Source organism: Alloalcanivorax profundimaris, from assembly GCF_015265435.1.
Lineage (GTDB): Bacteria > Pseudomonadota > Gammaproteobacteria > Pseudomonadales > Alcanivoracaceae > Alloalcanivorax > Alloalcanivorax profundimaris.
Genome location: NZ_JABJWH010000037.1, coordinates 18,488 through 38,121, shown reverse-complemented (window position 1 = coordinate 38,121; position 19,634 = coordinate 18,488). Strand labels below are relative to the sequence as shown.

The 19,634-nt window shown below is 66.5% G+C and carries 19 protein-coding genes; 12 read left to right on the top strand and 7 right to left on the bottom strand.

Annotated elements, in window-relative coordinates; translation table 11 throughout:
- Positions 1-72: 72 nt before the first annotated feature.
- The 4 genes from spoT to HMJ39_RS16850 all read left to right on the top strand — a co-directional run bounded on the left by spoT (position 73) and on the right by HMJ39_RS16850 (position 6,373).
- Positions 73-2,196, top strand: coding sequence for a bifunctional GTP diphosphokinase/guanosine-3',5'-bis pyrophosphate 3'-pyrophosphohydrolase (gene spoT, locus HMJ39_RS16865; RefSeq protein WP_194298194.1), 2,124 nt, complete (start codon positions 73-75; stop codon positions 2,194-2,196).
- 42 nt (positions 2,197-2,238) lie between these two features.
- Entirely contained in the window at positions 2,239-2,625 is a 387-nt protein-coding gene (locus HMJ39_RS16860; RefSeq protein ID WP_194298193.1) for a RidA family protein, read from the top strand.
- A 337-nt stretch (positions 2,626-2,962) separates the two neighbouring features.
- Entirely contained in the window at positions 2,963-4,711 is a 1,749-nt protein-coding gene (locus tag HMJ39_RS16855) for an alpha/beta hydrolase (protein ID WP_228462439.1), read from the top strand.
- Between the two features lie 183 nt (positions 4,712-4,894).
- Entirely contained in the window at positions 4,895-6,373 is a 1,479-nt protein-coding gene (locus tag HMJ39_RS16850) for an alpha/beta hydrolase family protein (protein WP_323370927.1), read from the top strand.
- A gap of 77 nt (positions 6,374-6,450) precedes the next feature.
- Here HMJ39_RS16850 and HMJ39_RS16845 read toward each other — a convergent pair whose 3' ends face one another.
- From HMJ39_RS16845 to HMJ39_RS16835, 3 genes are all read right to left on the bottom strand, one after another.
- Positions 6,451-7,557 (bottom strand): 5-(carboxyamino)imidazole ribonucleotide synthase, encoded by a 1,107-nt coding sequence (locus tag HMJ39_RS16845; RefSeq protein ID WP_194298191.1) that lies wholly within the window; start codon positions 7,555-7,557, stop codon positions 6,451-6,453.
- On the bottom strand, positions 7,554-8,054 hold the full coding sequence (gene purE, locus HMJ39_RS16840; RefSeq protein WP_194298190.1) for a 5-(carboxyamino)imidazole ribonucleotide mutase: 501 nt from the start codon (positions 8,052-8,054) through the stop codon (positions 7,554-7,556). The genes HMJ39_RS16845 and purE overlap by 4 nt, the downstream gene beginning before the upstream one ends.
- A 137-nt stretch (positions 8,055-8,191) precedes the next feature.
- Positions 8,192-9,019 carry an NAD-dependent epimerase/dehydratase family protein gene (locus HMJ39_RS16835; protein ID WP_194298189.1) on the bottom strand — a complete coding sequence of 276 codons (828 nt, stop codon included), beginning with the start codon at positions 9,017-9,019 and terminating at the stop codon, positions 8,192-8,194.
- 51 nt (positions 9,020-9,070) lie between these two features.
- Here HMJ39_RS16835 and HMJ39_RS16830 point away from each other — a divergent pair, with 51 nt between their 5' ends.
- Entirely contained in the window at positions 9,071-9,973 is a 903-nt protein-coding gene (locus HMJ39_RS16830; RefSeq protein ID WP_194298188.1) for a hydrogen peroxide-inducible genes activator, read from the top strand.
- Between the two features lie 10 nt (positions 9,974-9,983).
- A complete protein-coding gene (recG, locus tag HMJ39_RS16825) occupies positions 9,984-12,065 on the top strand; it encodes an ATP-dependent DNA helicase RecG (protein ID WP_194298187.1) in 2,082 nt (693 codons plus the stop codon).
- Between the two features lie 13 nt (positions 12,066-12,078).
- Here the strand turns inward: recG and HMJ39_RS16820 are convergent, their stop codons facing one another.
- The gene (locus tag HMJ39_RS16820) at positions 12,079-12,555 is read right to left on the bottom strand and encodes a sll1863 family stress response protein (RefSeq protein ID WP_161382615.1); all 477 of its coding nucleotides are present in this window, start codon (positions 12,553-12,555) and stop codon (positions 12,079-12,081) included.
- Between the two features lie 95 nt (positions 12,556-12,650).
- Between HMJ39_RS16820 and HMJ39_RS16815 the strand changes: the two genes are divergently transcribed.
- A complete protein-coding gene (locus HMJ39_RS16815) occupies positions 12,651-12,944 on the top strand; it encodes a hypothetical protein (protein WP_194298186.1) in 294 nt (97 codons plus the stop codon).
- A gap of 96 nt (positions 12,945-13,040) precedes the next feature.
- The gene (locus HMJ39_RS16810; protein WP_194298185.1) at positions 13,041-13,931 is read left to right on the top strand and encodes a DUF3298 and DUF4163 domain-containing protein; all 891 of its coding nucleotides are present in this window, start codon (positions 13,041-13,043) and stop codon (positions 13,929-13,931) included.
- 3 nt (positions 13,932-13,934) lie between these two features.
- Here the strand turns inward: HMJ39_RS16810 and HMJ39_RS16805 are convergent, their stop codons facing one another.
- Complete coding sequence (locus tag HMJ39_RS16805; protein ID WP_194298184.1) at positions 13,935-14,825, bottom strand: LysR substrate-binding domain-containing protein; 891 nt, start codon at positions 14,823-14,825, stop codon at positions 13,935-13,937.
- 149 nt (positions 14,826-14,974) lie between these two features.
- Between HMJ39_RS16805 and HMJ39_RS16800 the strand changes: the two genes are divergently transcribed.
- The 4 genes from HMJ39_RS16800 (at position 14,975) to HMJ39_RS16785 (ending at position 19,112) form a co-directional block, all read left to right on the top strand.
- A complete protein-coding gene (locus HMJ39_RS16800) occupies positions 14,975-15,751 on the top strand; it encodes a ferredoxin--NADP reductase (protein ID WP_161382620.1) in 777 nt (258 codons plus the stop codon).
- Between the two features lie 224 nt (positions 15,752-15,975).
- A complete protein-coding gene (locus HMJ39_RS16795) occupies positions 15,976-17,181 on the top strand; it encodes an ISL3 family transposase (protein ID WP_228462438.1) in 1,206 nt (401 codons plus the stop codon).
- Positions 17,182-17,284: 103 nt separating this feature from the next.
- Entirely contained in the window at positions 17,285-17,905 is a 621-nt protein-coding gene (locus HMJ39_RS16790; protein WP_194298183.1) for a hypothetical protein, read from the top strand.
- Between the two features lie 7 nt (positions 17,906-17,912).
- A complete protein-coding gene (locus HMJ39_RS16785) occupies positions 17,913-19,112 on the top strand; it encodes an FAD-dependent oxidoreductase (RefSeq protein ID WP_194298182.1) in 1,200 nt (399 codons plus the stop codon).
- A gap of 33 nt (positions 19,113-19,145) precedes the next feature.
- On the opposite strand, the gene HMJ39_RS16780 is transcribed toward HMJ39_RS16785, so the two are convergent.
- Positions 19,146-19,421: a YrhK family protein gene (locus HMJ39_RS16780; protein ID WP_194298181.1), complete on the bottom strand. Its 276-nt coding sequence runs from the start codon at positions 19,419-19,421 to the stop codon at positions 19,146-19,148.
- Between the two features lie 18 nt (positions 19,422-19,439).
- Entirely contained in the window at positions 19,440-19,634 is a 195-nt protein-coding gene (locus HMJ39_RS16775) for a YheV family putative metal-binding protein (RefSeq protein ID WP_194298180.1), read from the bottom strand.

Here is a 19,634-nt window from a genome sequence, read left to right as displayed (position 1 = left end):
CAAATTGTCACGCCAATTCTAAGCTAGGAAACATCGTTAACTTCCAACGCCCTGGCGGCACGGCGAGGCCCCTTGCCCTCCATTCGTAACCTGCAAAAACGGCTGCGCAGCTACCTGACGGACGATCAGATCGCCCAGGTGGTGCGTGCCTACCATTTCGCCGAGAGCGCCCACGAGGGCCAGTACCGGCGAACCGGGGACCCCTATATCACCCATCCGCTGGCGGTGGCCAACATCCTGGTGGACATGCACATGGACTACGCCTCGCTGATGGCGGCCATGCTGCACGACGTGATCGAGGACACCGGCTACAGCAAGGAGCAGCTGGCCGAGGAGTTCAGCGAGGAAGTGGCCGAGCTGGTGGACGGGGTCTCCAAGATCGCCCAGATCAAGTTCGAGTCCAAGGCGGAGCAGCAGGCGGAGAACCTGCGCAAGATGATGCTCGCCATGACCCGGGATATCCGCGTGATCCTGGTGAAGCTGGCCGACCGGTTGCACAACATGCGCACCCTGCACGTGATGAAGCCGGAGAAGCGCCGCCGCATCGCCACCGAGACCCTGGAGATCTACGCCCCCATCGCCTTCCGCCTGGGCATGTACAACATGCGGGTGGAATACGAGGATCTGGCCTTCCACAACATCCACCCGATGCGCGCCCGGCTGATCGGCAAGGCGGTGCAGTCGGCGCGGGGCAACCGCAAGGAGATTCTTTCCTCGATCAAGGCGAGCATCGAGCACAGCCTCAAGGAGGAGGGCATCGAGGCGCGGGTGCTGGGCCGCGAGAAGCACCTGTACAGCATCTACCAGAAGATGAAGGAACAGCATAAGCCGTTCTCGGAGATCATGGACGTGTTCGGCTTCCGCATCATCGTCGACCGGGTGGACACCTGCTACCGGGTACTGGGCGCGGTGCACAACCACTTCATCCCGATTCCCGGGCGCTTCAAGGACTACGTGGCGATCCCCAAGGCCAACGGCTACCAGTCGCTGCACACCACCCTGAAGGCCCACTCCGGCATTCCGCTGGAGATCCAGATCCGTACCGAGGAAATGGAGGCGATGGCCAACAACGGCATCGCCGCCCACTGGCTGTACAAGGCCAACGACGAGTCCGGCTCGCCCACCCATACCCGCGCCCAGTCCTGGATGCAGCGCCTGCTGGAGATCCAGCAGAAGGCGGGCAACTCCATGGAGTTCATCGAGAACGTCAAGGTGGACCTGTTCCCGGACGAGGCCTACGTCTTCACGCCCAAGGGCGACATCAAGGAGCTGCCCGCCGGCGCCACCCCGGTGGACTTCGCCTACGCGGTGCACACCAAGGTGGGCAACCGCTGCGTGGCGGCACGCATCGACGGCAAGCTGGCGGCGCTGTCCACGCCGTTGGAATCCGGCCAGACCGTGAAGATCATCACCGCGCCCAACGCCAGCCCCAACCCGGGCTGGCTGAATTTCGTGGTCACCGGCAAGGCGCGCTCCAACATCCGCCATTTCCTCAAGCAGCAACGCCGCGAGGACGCCGCGGAACTGGGCCGGCGCCTGCTGGACAAGGCCCTGGGCGCCTACGAAATGGAGCTGGCGCGGCTTTCCGACGCCACCCTGGCCACGGAGCTCACCGACAACAATTACGCCACCGTGGACGATCTGCTGGAGGACATCGGCATGGGCAACCGGCTGGCGCCGCTGGTGGCGCGCAAACTGGCCGGGGCCCGGGAGGACGCCGAGGAAGCGGAGAGCGGCGAGAGCGACCGCCGCCCGCTGGCGATCCGTGGCAGCGAAGGCCTGATGGTCACCTACGCCAAGTGTTGCTATCCGCTGCCCGGAGACACCATCATCGGCCATCTGAGCGCCGGCAAGGGCATCGTGGTGCACCGCGACACCTGCAAGAACCTGCTCTCGGAAATGCGCGGCGCCCCGGAGAAATGCATCGCGCTGGACTGGGACAAGGACGTGGCCCAGGAATTCACCGCCGCCCTGCGCATCGAGCTGATCAACAAGCGCGGCGTGCTGGCCACCCTGGCCAACAGCGTGTCCGAGCTGGGCTCCAACATCGACACCATCGACATGGCCGAGAAGGACCCGACCCTGTCGGTCATCAACGTCACCCTCACGGTCAAGGACCGCATTCATCTGGCGCGCATCATCAAACGTTTGCGTACGCTGGACAATGTTGTGAGGATTCACCGTATCAGCGCCTGAGGCCGCCGGCCCGGCGCCGTCATTCATTGGGAAAACGTCATCATGTCCAATCATTCCGTGATCAAAACCGACCGGGCGCCCGCCGCCATCGGCACCTATTCCCAGGCCATCAAGGCCGGCACCACCGTCTACCTGTCCGGCCAGATCCCGCTGGATCCGGCCACCATGGAGCTGGTGGACGGTGACATGGAAGCGCAGATCCGCCGCGTGTTCGACAACCTGACCGCGGTCTGCGAAGCCGCCGGCGGCGGCCTGGCCGACATCGTCAAACTGAACATCTTCCTCACCGACCTGAGCCACTTCGCGCTGGTCAACGAGGTGATGGCCAGCTACCTGCAGGAACCCTACCCGGCCCGCGCCGCCATCGGCGTGGCGGCCCTGCCCAAGGGCGCCGGCGTGGAAATGGACGCCATCATGGACATCGCCTGACGGCATCCGGAAGTGACAATGTCACTTCGTTCCGCACCAGGGGGCATCATTGTGATGCCCCTTTTTATTATTCACCGCACAGCTTTGGACCACCGTACCAACCCGGGCCGCCGGGCAGCGGTCTCACTCCGGACCTACCAACGGGTAGGTGAGCCCGGGCTATTTCCTTAATAAATCAAGGGCTTTGCCTTTTTCCCTGTAAACATCTGTTCGCCTTTTTGTCCCGGGTGGCACCCAAATTGCCTTGTAGACCCCCGTCCAGATTTTGGGCTTTTGCCAACTCATTGACGGGGAACAAAGCATGACAATCGCAATGTCCTCCCTTCGACGTAAGGGAATGAGCACCTTTGTTTTATCCGCCGCCCTGGTGTTGAGTGCCTGTGGCGGTGACTCCGACAGCAACGATGATTTCAGCGAAGCACCGGCGCCACGGACGCAACCGGACCCGGTCACCAACACCACCGCCGCCGACGCGGCCACCATGGGCGACTACGCCGTGGCCGAGGAGGAATACGACTTCGGCCGCATGACCGTGTACGACAACAAGAACGGCGACAGCTACGACACCGACATCCACGGCTACATCCAGTACCCCCAGGACGCCGACGGCCCCTTCCCGGTGGTGCTGTTCCTGCACGGCCGCCACGGCACCTGCTACGACGGCTGGGGCATCGATGACGATGACTGCGCCAACCCGATCCCCAGCTTCCGGGGCTATGAGTACATCTCCGAGAACCTGGCCAGCCACGGCTACGCGGTGATCTCCGTGGACGCCAACGACATCAACGACAACGACAGCGGCCCGTCCAACGGCGACACCGGCGGCCTGGCCCGCGCCATGCTGGTGGTGCGCCACCTGGATGAATTCCGCGACATCAACGCCGCCGGCGGCCTCGGCCTGGACGCCCTGATGGGCAAGCTGGACATGAGCGAGATCGGCATCATGGGGCACTCCCGGGGCGGCGAGGGCGTCAACCAGACGGTGCTCTACAACCGCGCCCAGCCGGAGCCGCACAACATCACCGCGGTGTTCTCCCTGGCGCCCACGGACTACAACACCCAGACCGTGAGCCAGGTGAATTTCGTCGCCCTGGCCGGTTACTGCGACGGCGACGTGGAAGACCTGATGGGCAACTTCGCCTACGACACCAGCCGCTATGCCGTGGATAACGACCCCTACCCCAAATTCCAGCTGATCCCCATGGGCGCCAACCACAACTACTACAACACGGTGTGGACCACGGACAGCCGGCCGGACGACTGGACCATCCTGGACAGCGACGGCGACGATCCCTGGTGCGGCGAGAACGCCGCCGGCAACGGCCGCGACACCCCGGAGCTGCAGCAGGCCCAGGGGTTGTTCTTCATCGCTTCCTTCTTCCGCTATTTCATCGGCCATGAGTCGGATTTCGCCGCCTACTGGAACGGCCAGACTCCGGTGCCCGGCGGCATCTGCCCGGACGGCCAGGGCCCCTGCGACGACCGTTACCTGCTCAGCGTCCACGCCCCGGCGGCGGACCGGCTGGTGATCGATGACACCCTGGACCCGGCCAGCCTGACCACCAACAACCTGGGCGGCTCGGTGTGGTTCGACGGCTTCTCCTCCTACGGCATCTGCCAAACCAACGGCCGGCCCGGCGAGGGCTGCGACGTGGCCACGCCCACCTTCAACATCGCCGAGCAGCTGTTCATGGCCTGGGACACCAGCGCCACCTACCGCTCCGAGCTGCTGGGCCTGAACGCCACCGACTACCAGGTGCTGTCCGTGCGGGTGGGCGTGTCCCACGGCGATGCCGACAACGAGAGCGGCCAGGATTTCCACGTGATCCTGGAAGACCGCGACGGCAACCGGGTGGAAGCCCTGGCCAGTGATTACAGCGACGGGCTGTTCTACCCCCCGGGCCGGGCCTTCTACGACAGCAACCACGGTTCCCAGAAGACCACCCTCAACGCCGTGGACATTCCGCTCACCGCCTTCAAGGGCGTCGATTTCACCAACCTGAACGCGGTGGAACTGGCCTTCGACGAAACCCCGGCGGGCACCGTGCAGATCACTGACCTGGTGATGCAGCGCGTGGATTTCTGACGCCACGCCCTCTCCACGTTTTCCCACTATCCGGGACGCCCCGCCTCACGCGGGGCTTTTTTATTGACAGTCTCTTCTCCCCGGTCCGATATTGGAGCCACGCTGTTTCGGAAATTCTATTCCGCATAGCGAAACAACAATACAAAAACACCAATAACATCAAGAACAAAGGGAGAAGCGACCGTGAATTTCGATTCTGGAAAAGCCACCAAGACCCTGCTGTGTGGCCTGTTCGCCGCCGGCCTGCTGACCGCCTGCGGCGGTGACAGCGATAGCGACAGCGACACCGGCGGCAACCCGGAGCCACAGCGCGCCCAGGACAGCCGCTCGTTCAGCATCAACGAAGCCAGCCTGCCCTTCGACGAAACCGACATCAGCGGCCACGACAACGCGGACCGCTGGTGGGGCGTGCGCCCCAGCGGCGCCGGCTATCGAATCGAAGTGCCGGTGAACTGGAACGGCATGCTGGTGATGTACGCCCACGGCTACCGGGGCGAGGGTCAAACACTGACCGTCTCCAACCCGAGCATCCGCCAGTGGCTGCTGGACAACGGCTACGCCTGGGCGGCCTCCAGCTATTCCACCAACTACTACGACGTGCGCGCCGGCGTGGAGGACACCAACGAGCTGGCCCTGGCGTTCAACGACATCGCCGAGGCCGAGGGCCGCACTCTGGCGACGCCCACCAAGATCTACATCACCGGCCACTCCATGGGCGGCCACGTGACCGCGGCGGCCATCGAGCAGGAAACCTACGCCACCGCCAACAATCACGTGGAATACGACGGCGCGGTGCCGATGTGCGGCGTGGTCGCCGACACCTTCGAGTTCCAGTACCTGGCCCGGGTCACCATGGCCGCCCAGCACCTGGCGCACTTCGAGAACCCGGACGCGCCGCCGCTCAACGGGATCCCGGCCAGCAACTTCGACCTCGACGCCATCAACGCCGTGGTCTGGGAGACCCCGCCCACCCTCACCACTCTCGGCGTGCCCAGCGAGGCCGGCGAGAAAATGCAGGCCCTGGTGCGCAATCTGTCCGGCGGCCAGCGGCCACTGGCGGACACCGGCTTCCGCACCTATTACTGGGGCGTGGTGATGGGCACCGGCGGTCGCGGCGGCGACGTCAACGGCATCCTCGCCGGCAACCTCACCGGCAACGCCGGCGTCACCTACCAGTTCGACAACTTCCCGCCGCTCACCGCCGAGGAACAGGCGTTCAACGACACCATCCTGCGCGTGGAAGGCGACCCGTCCGCCAACCCCCGGCGCGACGACGGCCTGCGCTGGATTCCGGTCATCAACGGCGAGTTCACCATTCCGGTGGTGAGCCTGCAGGGGCTGGGCGACCTGTACGTGCCGTTCCGCCACGGCCAGCTCTACCGCGAACGGGCCGAGGACAACGGCAACGGCGGCTGGCTGGTGCAGCGGGCGATCCGTTCACCGGGGCATTGCGACTACACCCTGGCGGAGCAGGAAACCGCCTTCGCCGACATGATCGACTGGGAGCAGAACCAGAACAAACCGGCCGGCGACGACTTCCTGACCCCGTCCACCGTGGCCGCCGACACCTTCGGCTGCGCCTTTTCCACCAACGCCAGCGGCGATGACGAGGCCGCGGTCCAGGCCACCCGGCCGTCGGCCATGGCCGCCTGCGTTCCCTGACCGGCGGCTGGCCCGCCCTGAAACGACAACGCCCCGCGATGCGGGGCGTTGTTTTTGGGCGCTGGGGGTGATCGCGATCAGCCCAGCGACAACTCCGAGTCCAGCACCTTCTCGAACCCTTCCGGCAGCACATCCGCCCAGGCCTTCAGGCCTTTGCGCAGGCCATCCAGGCTGTCGGCGGTGAGGTTCGCATGGCCCACCTTGCGGCCCGGACGCACCGACTTGCCGTACCAGTGCACCACGCCGGGGTGCTGCAGCCAGGCCTGATCGAAGGGCGTGCCGATCAGGTTCACCATGGCGGTGGGCCCGTGCACGTTCAGCGAATGCAGGGGCACGCCGGCCAGGGCATGGACGTGCAGGTCGAACTGGGACCAGTCGGCGCCTTCGTGGGTCCAGTGGCCGGAGTTGTGCACCCGGGGCGCGATCTCGTTGACCAGCAGCTCGCCGTCCTGCTCGAAGAATTCCACCGCCATGACGCCGGCGTAGTCCAGCTCCTCCATGATGCGCCGCAGGATGTCCTCGGCCTGGGGCTGGAGGGCGGCGCTGGCCACCGCCGGCGCCAGACTCAGGCGCAGGATGCCGTCCACGTGCCAGTTCCGCGTGAGCGGGTAGAACAGAGTCTCGCCGGCCGGGTTGCGGGCGCCGACGATGGACAGCTCGCGGCGGAACGGGATTTTCTTCTCGACGATGGCGCGGCCGGCCAGTTCCTCGGCGGGCACCGCGCCGGTATCACCGCCTTCACCGATGATCCAGGTGCCGCGGCCGTCATAGCCGCCGCTGCGCGCCTTGACCACCACGCCGCCGAATTCCCCGACCGCCGCCGCCAGGTCCTCGACCCGGTCCAGCAGCCGCCAGGGCGCGGTGGGAATGCCCAGGCGGTCGAGCATGGACTTCTGATCGAAGCGGTCGGGGATGGTGGCCAGGGCACCGCGCGCCACGCACCGGTCGCTGGCCGCCAGCCGCGCGGACAGGCCGGTATCCGGGAAGGCTTCCCGTTCCACGGTGATCACCGGATAACGCTCCAGGCACTCTTCCCAGGTAATCGGCACCGCCAGATCGGAGGTGCCGGGGAGCAGCACCGCCCGTTCCGGATCGTAGCGATCCACCACCAGGCCAAGCCGGGCCGCGGCCTCGGCCATCATCAGGCCGAGCTGGCCGCCGCCGAGTACCAACACCCGGTTCATTGGGAGGGTTCCTGGCCGAGGGACGCGTCCGCCAGCACCTCGTCGGCCCGGGACGCTTTCCAGTCGGCGATGCGCTTGAGCAGGGCATCGTCCTGGGTGCCCAGCATCTGCGCCGCCAGCAGGCCAGCGTTCCAGGCCCCGGAGGTGCCGATGGCCAGGGTGCCCACGGCCACGCCCTTGGGCATCTGCACAATGGAGAGCAGGCTGTCCAGGCCGGACAGGGCGCGGCTCTTCACCGGCACGCCGAGCACCGGCAGCGGCGTCATGGAAGCGATCATGCCGGGCAGGTGGGCGGCGCCGCCGGCGCCGGCGATGATCACCTTGTAGCCCTCGTCCACGGCGGTCTCGGCGAATTCCACCAGGCGCTTGGGCGTGCGATGGGCGGACACGACTTCCGCCTTCCAGCCCACGCCGAACTGGCTGAGCGCGTCGCACGCTTCCTTCATGGTGTCCCAGTCGGATTGGGACCCCATCACCACGGCTACCGGTATCGTCATGTTTCACTCCCCTTGGGCGGTCGCGCCGCCTCGGCGCCTCGAAGGCGCACACTCTACTGATTCCGTGACCGGGCACAAGTCCGGCCGGGGGCGCTAAAGATACCGCAGAGGGCGGGCCAGGCCCAGGACTCGCGCGGTCAGCGCGCCTCCAGCACGGTCTGGTACCCGGCGCGGTAATCCGGATAGCGCAGCCGGTAGCCCCCTGCGGCGATGAAGCCGCTGCGCAGGCGCTTGCCGGTGGCTTCCGTGTCCGGCACCGCCAGGGTGCCGCCCAGGCGTTCCGCCAGCCATTGATAGACGTCCAGGTTGCGGGCCGGATGGTTGTCGGTGCCCACCACCAGCGGCGGCACCGTTTCGCCGGCCAGCCACTGGCCGGCCAGGGTGTGCAGCAGGCCGACGCAGTCGTCCCGGTGGATGCGGTTGCTCCACGCCGGCGCGGGCAGGGCCTCCTCGCCGCGCATCAGCTTTTCCACCTTGCTCAGCAGGCGTCGGCGGCCCGGGCCGTAGATGCCGGAGAAGCGCACCACCGTGGCCAGGGTTCGGGCGCTGATCTCCTGCTCCGCCGCCAGCACCACCTTGCCGTTATAGCGGCTCGGGCGGGGCGGCGTGGTCTCATCCAGGTCGCCGTCCTGGTCGCCGAACACCGCCGTGCTGGACACGAACAGCACCGGCGGCAGGGGCTGGCGGGCGGCCAGGGCGTCGAGCAGGTTGAGCGGCGCGCGCACATAGGCCTTGAGATAGCCTTCCTCGTTGTATTCCGAAGGCGTCATGATCACCACCGCCAGGTCCACCTGGTCCGGCGGCAGCAGATGGGCGCCGTCGAGCAGGTCCTGGCTGTACAGATCGACGCCGGCGGGGGCGTCGTGGCCACGGCGGATACCGCTCACCCGGTGGCCGTCGGCGAGCAGCCGTTCGGCCAGGCCGGTGCCCAGGTCACCGAGTCCGGCGATCAGAATATGGCTCATTGGGAGTCAGTCCGGCAGAATGGGGGTTCATCGAAAATACTTGTTGCGCTTATGACCCTAACAGAACTTCGCTATCTGGTCGCTCTCGCCCGTGAGCGTCACTTCGGCCACGCGGCGCAGGTGTGCAACGTCAGCCAGCCCACCCTCAGCGCGGCGATCAAAAAGCTGGAAGAGCAGCTCGGCATGCCGCTGTTCGAACGGCGCCCCCGGGAGGTGGTGGTCACGCCCCAGGCGGAACCCATCGTCGCCCAGGCCCAGCGGGTGCTGGAACAGGCGGACCTGCTGGAGCAGATGGCCATGAGCCAGCGCGACCAGCTCGGCTCACCCCTGCGCGTGGGCGCCATCTTCACGGTGGCGCCTTACCTGTTCCCCACCATGGTGCCGCGGGTGCGGGCGGAAGCCCCGGAAATGCCGCTGTTCATCGAGGAGAACTACACCCACGTGCTGCGCGGCAAACTGGACCGCGGCGAGCTGGACGCCATTATCGTGGCGCTGCCGTTCTCCGGCGGTGGCCTGGTGCGCGCCAAGATGTACGAGGAATCCTTCTCGGTGCTGCTGCCCGGCGACCATCCCTGGACCAAGCAACAGCAGATCCGCCCGGAGCAACTGCTGGAGGAAACCCTGCTGTTGCTGGGCGAAGGGCACTGCTTCCGCGACCAGGTCCTGGAGTTGTGCCCGGCCATCGATTCCGAGCGCCAGCGCAACCTGGTGCAGATCGAGGGCGGCTCCCTGGAAACCCTGCGTCACATGGTGGCGTCCGGCCTGGGCATCACGGTGCTGCCCAACTCGGCGCTCCACCAGCACGGCTACGACAAGGCCACCTTCGCGGTGCGGCCGTTCGCGCCGCCGGTGCCTTCGCGCACCATCGCCCTGGTATGGCGGGACAGCTTCCCCCGGCCCAAGGCCATCGAGGTGCTGCGCCACGCCGTGCCCCGCGAGGGGCTGGCGGCCTGACCGGCGCCGCATGAGCGAGCCCGCCGCCGCCCCGGACCGCGTCGCCATCACCCGCTTCAAGGGGGTGGGCCCGAGGGCGGCGGAGCGCCTGGCCAAGCTGGGCCTTCACACCCTGGAAGACGTGCTCTTCCACCTGCCGTTCCGCTACGAGGACCGCACCCGCATCACGCCCATCGGCGCCCTGCGCCCGGAGCAGGGCGTGGTGATCGAGGGCGAGGTGCTGGCCGCCGACGTGGTGTTCGGCAAGCGCCGCTCGTTGTTGTGCAAGGTGGCGGACGGCACCGGCATGGTGGTGCTGCGTTTCTACCATTTCAGCGCCGCCCAGAAGAATTACCTGGAAAAAGGCCGCGCGATCCGCGTCTACGGCGAGCCGCGCCCCGGCGCCGCCGGCCTGGAGTTCTACCACCCCGAGTATCAGACCGGCCCGGATCTGCCGCCCCTGGAAAAGGCCCTGACGCCGGTCTATCCGACCACCGACGGCGTCAGCCAGAAGCTGCTGCGCAACCTGGCCGGCCAGGCGCTGCAGTGGCTGCGCGGCCACGAGCCGGAGGAATTGATCCCCCGGGAGCTGCTCGACCAGAGCGGCTTGCCGCGCCTGGCCGAAGCGCTCACCAAGCTGCATCACCCGCAACCGGACGACCCGGTGGATCTGCTGCTGGACGGCAACCACCCGGCGGTGAAACGGCTGGTGATGGAAGAGATGGTGGCCCATCAACTGGGCATGCTGGCCAAGCGCGCCGGACAGAAGGCGCTGTCCGCCCCGCGCCTGGAGGGCGAGCGGCTCACCGCCCGGCTGCTGGAGAGCCTGCCGTTCCGGCTCACCGGCGCCCAGCAACGGGTGATCGGCGAGATCCGCGCGGACCTGTGCCGTGACCACCCCATGCTGCGCCTGATCCAGGGCGACGTGGGGTCCGGCAAAACCCTGGTGGCCGCCGCCGCCGCCCTGGTGGCCATGGAAAGCGGCTACCAGGTGGCCTTGATGGCGCCCACCGAACTGCTCGCCGAACAGCATCTGAACAACTTCCGCCACTGGCTGGCGCCCCTGGGCATCGACGTCCACTGGCTGGCCGGCAGCGTGGGCGCCAAGGCCCGCCGGGAGACCCTGGCCGCCCTGGCCGGCGGCAGCGCCGCCCTGGTGGTGGGCACCCATGCCCTGTTCCAGGACGCGGTGGCGTTCCAACGGCTGGGGTTGATCATCATCGACGAGCAGCACCGCTTCGGCGTGCAGCAGCGGCTGGCCCTGCGCGAGAAGGGCCGCTTCGACAATCAGGTGCCCCACCAGCTCACCCTCACCGCCACGCCGATTCCGCGCACCCTGGCGATGAGCGTCTACGGCGACCTGGACACCTCGGTGATCGACGAAATGCCGCCGGGGCGCAAGCCGATCCAGACCCTGGCGCTGCCCGCCGGCCGCCGCGACGCCGTGGTGGAGCGTATTCGCGCCGCCTGCCGGGACGGCACCCAGGCCTACTGGGTGTGCACCCTGATCGAGGAATCCGACGAACTGCAGGCACGGGCCGCCGAGGCCACCTTCGAGGACCTGCGCGAGGCGCTGCCGGACCTCACCGTGGAGCTGGTCCACGGCCGCATGAAGGCGAAGGAAAAACAGGCACGGATGGCGCGCTTCGCCAGCGGCGAGGCGCAGTTGCTGGTGGCCACCACCGTCATCGAGGTGGGCGTGGACGTGCCCAACGCCACCCTGATGGTGATGGAAAACGCGGAACGGCTGGGCCTGGCCCAGCTGCATCAGCTGCGCGGCCGGGTGGGCCGGGGCGGCGACCAGAGCTACTGCCTGCTGCTCTACGACACGCCGCTGTCGCAAACCGCCAAGAAACGCCTGGCGGTGATGCGCGACACCAGCGACGGCTTCGTGATTGCCGAGGAGGACCTGAAATTGCGCGGCCCCGGGGAATGGCTGGGTACGCGCCAGACCGGCGACCTGGCGTTCCGGATCGCGGATCTGGTGCGTGACGAAGCCTTGATGGCGCCGGCGCGGGACGTGGCGGCGGCGCTACTGGCCCGTTATCCGCAGCGGGTGGATCGCCTGCTGCGCCGCTGGCTGCGGGGTGGCGAGCACTTCGCGGACGTCTAGGGCGGGGTAGGGTTCAGTTCCGGTCTTGTCGCGGATCCGGGGCGGTCAGCTTGGACCAGGCGTCCTTGGTGGATTCCCAGGCGCCGCCGAAACGGGCCTTGGCCGCTTCCCAGTTGTCCTCGGACGAGGCTTCCAGCTGCTGGTAGCGGGTCTGCAGCGCTTCGCGCTGTTCCTTGAGTTCGCTGAGCGCGTCCTGCTTCTTCAGGCGGGCGTCCTGGGACATGTCCTGCCAGTTTTCATCAATCCGCTCGCTGGCCTGGTCGATGTCCTCGTCCAGGGCGTCCATGGCGTGCCGCAGGGCGGCCAGGGCCTGATCCTTCTGATCGGCGGAAAATTGCTTGATGGTTTCCCAGGTATCCCGCATTTGCGCCTGGATATTCTCCTGGTCGGGCTGCTTGATATTGGGCACGCCGTCGGTGGCGTCCTGAGCCCAGCTGTTGGCGGTGGTGGCCAGCATCAGAGCGGCGGCCAGAAGATAGGAAGGTCGCATCGGTTCTCTCCGAGAGTGTGACACTAAGACTCCTCTATTATGACTTTGCCCTTCCTACATGGGTGCAAAACACTGAAAAACAAGGGGTTGGGCTCATGACCGCCTTCCTGAAGGCCGAGGAGACCCTGGACGTGCACGAGAAGCTGGGCTTCGAGTTCGCCGATTCCGGCCGCGCCTTCACCCTGGAGATCCGCCGTGGCGTGGCGGTGGTCCACGACGGGCTGGACCCGGACACCGTGGCGGTGCTGGAAACCCGGGAACCGGTATGGAAGGCGATCGCCGCCGGCAAGCGCGGCGCGGTGGCGGCCCTGGCCGGTGACGACCTGGACATTCGCGGCGGCAAGGTGGCGGCGCTGCGCATCCTGGGCTACTTCGAGAAGGTGGATTGATCCCCCTTGCCCGGCAACGGGCAATCAGGGCATGCTCCCGCATTACGGCGTGGCTCCAGCCGCGCCGCTTTTTTCATGGAACCGACGGGAAACCCCATGCCGCGCCTGCCCGGGCAATCGCCCTTCGTGATCACCGCCCTGGCGGCCCTGACGCTGTCACTGGCCGCCTGCGACAACAGCAACGACGCCGCCTCCGGCGAAGCGGAAACGTCCGCCCCGGCCGAACAGGCCGACAGCGGCCCGGACGCCTCCGAACAGACCGCCAGCAGCGGCGACGATGCCGGCGCGGACCTGGCCTCGCCGGTGCCGGACAAGCTCACCCACCACACCGAGACCCTGGAACGCCGCCCGGAGGGCTGCGACGGCGACGGCTGCCCGGTGTTCGAGGTGAGCCTGCAGGTCTACGACGGCCAGCCGGCGCTCAACCGGGCGGTGCGCGAGCGCCTCACCTCGCAGCTGGTGGTGTCCGGCGAGGAGCCGGCCACGCCGGACAGCCTGGAAGCGGCCGCCGAGCAATTCCTGGCCACCGCCACCAGCACCGGCGACGAGGGCCCGGCCTGGGAGCTGTCCGGCGGCACCCAGCAGGTGGGCCGCTGGAAAAACCTGGTCACCGTGGCCATCAACAGCTATGAGTTCACCGGCGGCGCACACGGCATGCCGATCACCCAGTGGCTCAACTGGGACCTGGCCGAAGGCCGGCCGGTGACCCTGGGCAACCTGGTGGAAACCGGCCATGAGCAGGCGTTCTGGGACGCCGCCCGCGCGGCCCACGACCGCTGGCTGAACCGGGAAGCGCCCGCCGACGACAACACCTTCCAGGACGACTGGCCGTTCCAGCAAACCGATTCGTTCCGCCTCACCCGCAAAGGCGTGGTCCTGCATTACGACGTCTACAGCATCGCGCCCTATTCCATGGGCCAGCCGCAATTCACCCTGCCCTGGAACGAGCTGGACGGCGTGATCCGGCCGCGCTACCGCCCGGACTGAGCGCTAGCCGGACGTGGTCGACATCCGGCACAGCTCCAGCCAGCGCTCCACGCCGGGACTGCGGTATTTCTCCCGGTGCAGCACGAAGTAGAACTCGCGGTTGAAGTCCCGGTGCGGCACCGCCAGTGGCACCAGCGAGCCGCGCCGGAATGCCTCGCGCAACGACACCCGCGACAGGCAGCTGATGCCCAGCCCGGTTTCCACCGCCCGCTTGATCGCCTCGGTGTGCTCCAGCTCCAGCAGCAGGTTGAGGTCGGGCAGGATGCCGTGCATGCCGCGCTCGAAGGTCTGGCGGGTACCGGAGCCGGGCTCGCGCACGATCCAGGTGGCCGCCTTCAGGTCATGGTCATCGAGACGCTCCCGGGAGGCCAGGGGGTGCTCCGGGGCGCAGAACACCACCAGGTCATCGCCGCGCCAGGGCAACAATTCCAGATCCCGGTGATTGATTTCGCCTTCGATCAGACCCAGATCAAGATCGAAACCCAGCACCCGGTCGACAATGGTGCTGGTGTTGGCCACCTCCAGTTGCACCCGGGCGCCGGGCTGTTCCGCCATGTAGCGAGCCATGATGCTCACCGCCAGGTAGTTGCCGATGGTCAAAGTGGCCCCCACCTTGAGTTGCCCCAGTTCCTGGTGGGCCAGCAGGCCGGCCTCCAGATCCCGGGCCTGGCCGATCAGGGCCTCCGCCCGGGGCCACAGCTGGCGGCCCAGTTCGTTCAGGCGGAGTCGCTTGCCGGCGCGCTCGAAGAGTTTCACCTCGAACTGGGATTCCAGCTCCTTAAGGGCCCCGGACGCGGCGGATTGGGACATGTTCAATTGGGCCGCCGCCCGGCTCACGTTTTCAAAGTGGGCGGTGGCGAGGAAGACTTCCAGTTGCCGAAGGGTATAGCGCATGGCGATCATCCGGTATATAAATGAGAACCATTGACATTTAGATATCGGCTCTGTCAATATGAAATATCGGAATTACCCATTTTACCGATATCCATGAAGTGGTTACATTCTCACCAACTGGAGATTTCGGAATAAAAGCGTATTAGCTTATGTCAAATTTGAATACTGAAACCGTCACCAGCGTGCACCATTGGAACGACACGCTGTTCAGCTTCACCACCAGCCGGGACCCGGGTTTCCGGTTCAAGAACGGCCACTTCACCATGATCGGCCTGGAACAGGACGGCGGTCGCCCGCTGCTGCGCGCCTATTCCATCGCCAGCGCCAACTACGAGGAAGAGCTGGAGTTCTTCAGCATCAAGGTGCCGGACGGCCCGCTCACCTCGCAGCTGCAGAAGATTCAGCCCGGCGACAAGATCTACGTGAGCCGCAAGCCCACCGGCACCCTGGTGGCGGACCATCTGCTGCCCGGCAAGCGCCTGTGGCTGCTGTCCACCGGCACCGGCCTGGCGCCGTTCATGAGCATCATCAAGGATCCGGAGATCTACGAGAAATTCGATCAGGTGATTCTCACCCACGGGGTGCGCTACACCTCGGAGCTGGCCTACAAGGACATCATCGAGCAGGAGCTGCCGAACAACGAGTTCTTCGGCGAGATCATCCGCGATCAGTTGCTCTATTACCCCACGGTGACCCGTGAGCCCTACCGCAACAAGGGCCGGCTCACCGATCTGATGACGTCCGGCAAGATCTACGAGGACCTGGACCTGCCGAAGCCGAACCTGGACGAGGACCGCTTCATGCTGTGCGGCAGCCCGGCCATGCTCAAGGACCTCACCGACATTCTCGACGGCTGGGGCTTCCGGGAATCCCGGGGCGGCAAGATGCACGAGTACGTGATCGAGCGCGCCTTCGTCGAAAAGTAAGCCTTGCGCTGTTTTCTCCAGTTGGTTGTTAGCATTACTACAGGCCCCGCTTCGGCGGGGCTTTTTTATGGTTCATCGCGCTTTAGCGGGAACGCTCCCTTCGGTCTGGGGCGCGACGGGCCGATTCAGAAGTCAGTAAACAGGGGAACTAAGAGGTAGGGGCGGACAGTGAACCGAGTTAAGTTGTTTGTGCGACCAAATAACGAGACAAGGACACTGCCGCCATGGTTGATGCTACGTTCCCCGGCTCGGGCTGGGAAGGCTTTATCGCCACCCGATTCGTTCCGATCTCGGATTCCGAGTGCCTGATTCACCTGGTTCCTGACCCTCAAGTGCCGCCTCGCTGCCCAGGCTGTCGGCGATCCTGCCCCCTGATCCACGACACAACAGTACGCCGCATTCGGGACCGGGACCTGTTCGAGTATCGGGTTTGGTTGTCAGTGCCAATAAGGCGGGTACGCTGCGCCACGTGCGGTGTTGGCCGGGAAGCATTGTCCTGGCTTGAGCCCCGGTCTCGCATCACCCACCGACTACGTCAGCACGTCGAGGTCTTGCTGACCCTCCTGCCGATCAAGCAGATCGCCGGCCTTACCGGGCTGCACTGGCACACCCTCAAGACCCTCGACAAGGCCCGGCTGGCCCGGGACCTGCCCGAGCCAGACCTCAGTCTGGTCCGTTACCTGGTTATGGACGAGTTCGCCCTGTTCAAGGGCCACCGTTATGCCAGCGTGGCGATCGATGCCGAGACCCGGCAGGTGCTGTGGGTGGGTGAAGGTCGATCCCGCGAGGCGGTCCGTCCCTGCTTCAAGTGGTTGGGGCCTCATTGCGAACATATCGAGGCGGTGGCGATGGACATGAATACCGCCATGGACCTGGAGGTACAGGCCTGGTGCCCCAAGGCCCGGGTGGTCTACGACCTGTTCCATGTGATCGCCAAGTTCGGTCGGGAGGTGATCGACCGGGTCCGGGTGGATCAGGCCAACCAATTGCGCCAGGACAAGCCCGCACGGCGGGCCGTGAAGCGCTCACGCTGGTTGCTGCTGCGCAATCCAGAGAACCTGAAGGCAGATCAAGCGGGCGAGTTGAAGACCTTACTGGACCTGAATCAGCCGTTGATGGTGGTGTATCTGATGAAGAGCCAGCTCAAGGAACTCTGGTACGCCCGCACCGAACGGGCCGCCCGGTGGCGTTGGACACGGTGGTTCAACATGGCCCAGGCCAGTGGTCTGGCGCCGTTGATCCGCTTCGCCCGGCGTCTGAAGCCCTACGCCGAGGGCATCATCGCCAGCGCCACCTATCGCCTCAATACCAGCGTGCTGGAGGGCATGAACAACCGCATCAAGGTCATCAAGCGCATGGCCTATGGCTACCGGGACAGCGACTACTTCTTCCTAAAGATCAAAGCCGCCTTTCCCGGTAATCCGCGATGAACCTTTTTTATTCATTGTTTATGGATTCCGTGGCGGCCTTCCATGACAACCGCCATGCGGACCGGTATGTTTCCGCGATTCAGCCGCCAAGGAGATTCACGCCATGTCCTCCCTGATTTCCAGCCTAACGGCCATTCTGCCCCTTGTGATCCCCGCGCTGGTGGGCATCGTGCTGGGCATCGTCTTCCACAAACGGGCGCCCAAGGCGGCAACCATGGTGATCATCGCCTGCATTCTGATGCTGCTGCAGTCGGTGTTCATCGTCTTCACCATGACCGTGCTGACGGATCTGGCCGGCAGCGGCTCCTTCAGCTGGGACATGTACGGCCTTCTGGTTTCCTCGGTGCACTTCGTGCTCGGCGTCTCGGTGACCGGCCTGATGCTGGCGGCGGCGTTCGTGGAGCGCCCGGCGGCGCCGGTGCCGGCCACCACGGCGCACGCCGCCGCCACCAACACCGCCCTGCGCCCGCACCGGGGCACCGCCGTGCTGGTCATGGGGCTGCTGGGGATGCTGGTGTTCGCGCCGATCGGCACCGTGGCCTGGATCCTGGCGGCACGGGACCTGGGCGCCATGAACCGGGGCGAGATGGACCCCGAGGGCCGTGGCCAGACCACCGCCGGGCTGGTGCTGGGCATCATCGCCACGGTGCTGATGGTGCTGGCGCTGATCGGCGCCGGGTTCTTCGTGTATTCATTGAGTCAGATGAGCTGGTCCCCGCACTGACGCCGCCATGAAGCCGCAAACCATCGCCGTGGTCGGCGCCGGCACCGCCGGCCTGGCCAGTGCCTGCCTGCTGGCCCGGCAAGGCCACCGTGTCACCCTGATCGAGCAGGCCCCGGCACCCGCGCCGGTGGGCGCCGGCCTGCTGCTGCAGCCCTCCGGGCTGGCGGTGCTCACCGAGATGGGCCTGGCCGGCCCGATCCGCGAACGCGGCGCGCCGATTCACAGCCTGTTCGGCGACACCCCGGAAGGCCGCACCGTGATGCGGGTGCGCTACGCCAGCCTGGAACCGGGCCTGGACGGCCTGGGCGTGCACCGGGCCAGCCTCTGCCAAACCCTGGACGAAGCCCTCCAGGCGGAGCCCCACGAACGGCTTACCGGCACCCGGGTGCGCGCCCTGGCCCACGGCGAGGACCGGGTGTGGCTGGATCTGGACCAGGACGGCCACCACCGGCGGCGCCGCTTCGACGCGGTACTGGTGGCCAACGGCAGCCACAGCCGGCTGCGTCCGCCGGCCTGGGTGCGCTATGACCGCCGCTACCCCTGGGGGGCGATCTGGGCGATGCGCCCCATGGCCACGGACCTGGACCCGGATTGCCTGCGGCAACGCTACCAGGGCGCCCACACCATGGCCGGCCTGCTGCCCACCGGGCGCTCGCCGGCGGCGCCGGACCAGGATCTGGTGAGCTTCTTCTGGAGTCTGCCGGTCACGGAACTGGACCGCTGGCGGGCCGGCGAGGTGGATTTCCATGCCTGGAAGGCCCGGGCTCTGGAGGCCTGGCCCCGGCTGGCGCCGGTACTGGAGGGCTTGAACGCGCCCTCGGACCTGCTGGTGGCCACCTATCGGGATGTGATCATGCGGCGCTGGGGCGCCGGCCGGCTGGGCTTCCTGGGCGACGCCGCCCACGCCATGAGTCCGCAGCTCGGCCAGGGCGCCAACATGGCGCTGCTGGACGCCCGGGAAATCGCGGCGGCGGTGGCCGCCAGCGCCGACTGGCCGGCGGCCTGGGCCCGTTACCACCGCGCCCGCCGGGGCGGCATCCGCTTCTATCAGCGCATGAGCCGCTGGCTGACGCCGGCGTTCCAGTCCCACGGGCGCCTGGTGCCGGCCGCCCGCGACGCCCTGTTCCCGGCCATGGACCGGGTGCCCTGGCTGCGCCGGGAAATGGCGCGCACCACGGCGGGTCTTAAGACCGGTTTTATGCGGTAGGGAACGGCCGGGCGCTCCTGCAACGCCAGGCCGCTAGCGTTCCCAGCTGTTCTCCGGCATGCGCTGTAGATGAACATGGCTGATCAGGCGCAGGGTGGGGCGGATCATGAACTGGAAACTGCCGATGATGAACAACCAGACCGCCGGCTTTTCCAGGCTCGGGTAGAGGAAGAAGATACTCCCCAGCAAGAACCAGATGGCGATCAGAAAGTCGTTGATGATGCTCAGCGTCTCATAGCGCCGCCGGATGACCAGCTCTTCGTGTCCCAGATGCAGGGTGAGCGGGTCATCGACTCGCGGGTTGGCCATCGTCCTTCCTCCCTCGGCTTATTTTTTGCTGGGCTTTTGCAGGGTCACCGGCTGCTCGTTGGCGTCCGTGGCCGGGGGCTGGTCATCCAGATTGCGGACCAGCCCGCAGGCCACGCACTCCATCCAGATGGTCTCGCCTTCGATGCAGCGTTGAATGCGGTCAACGGCGCCGCAGGACGGGCAGGCGGCGCCGGCGATGAACTGGCGTTTCAT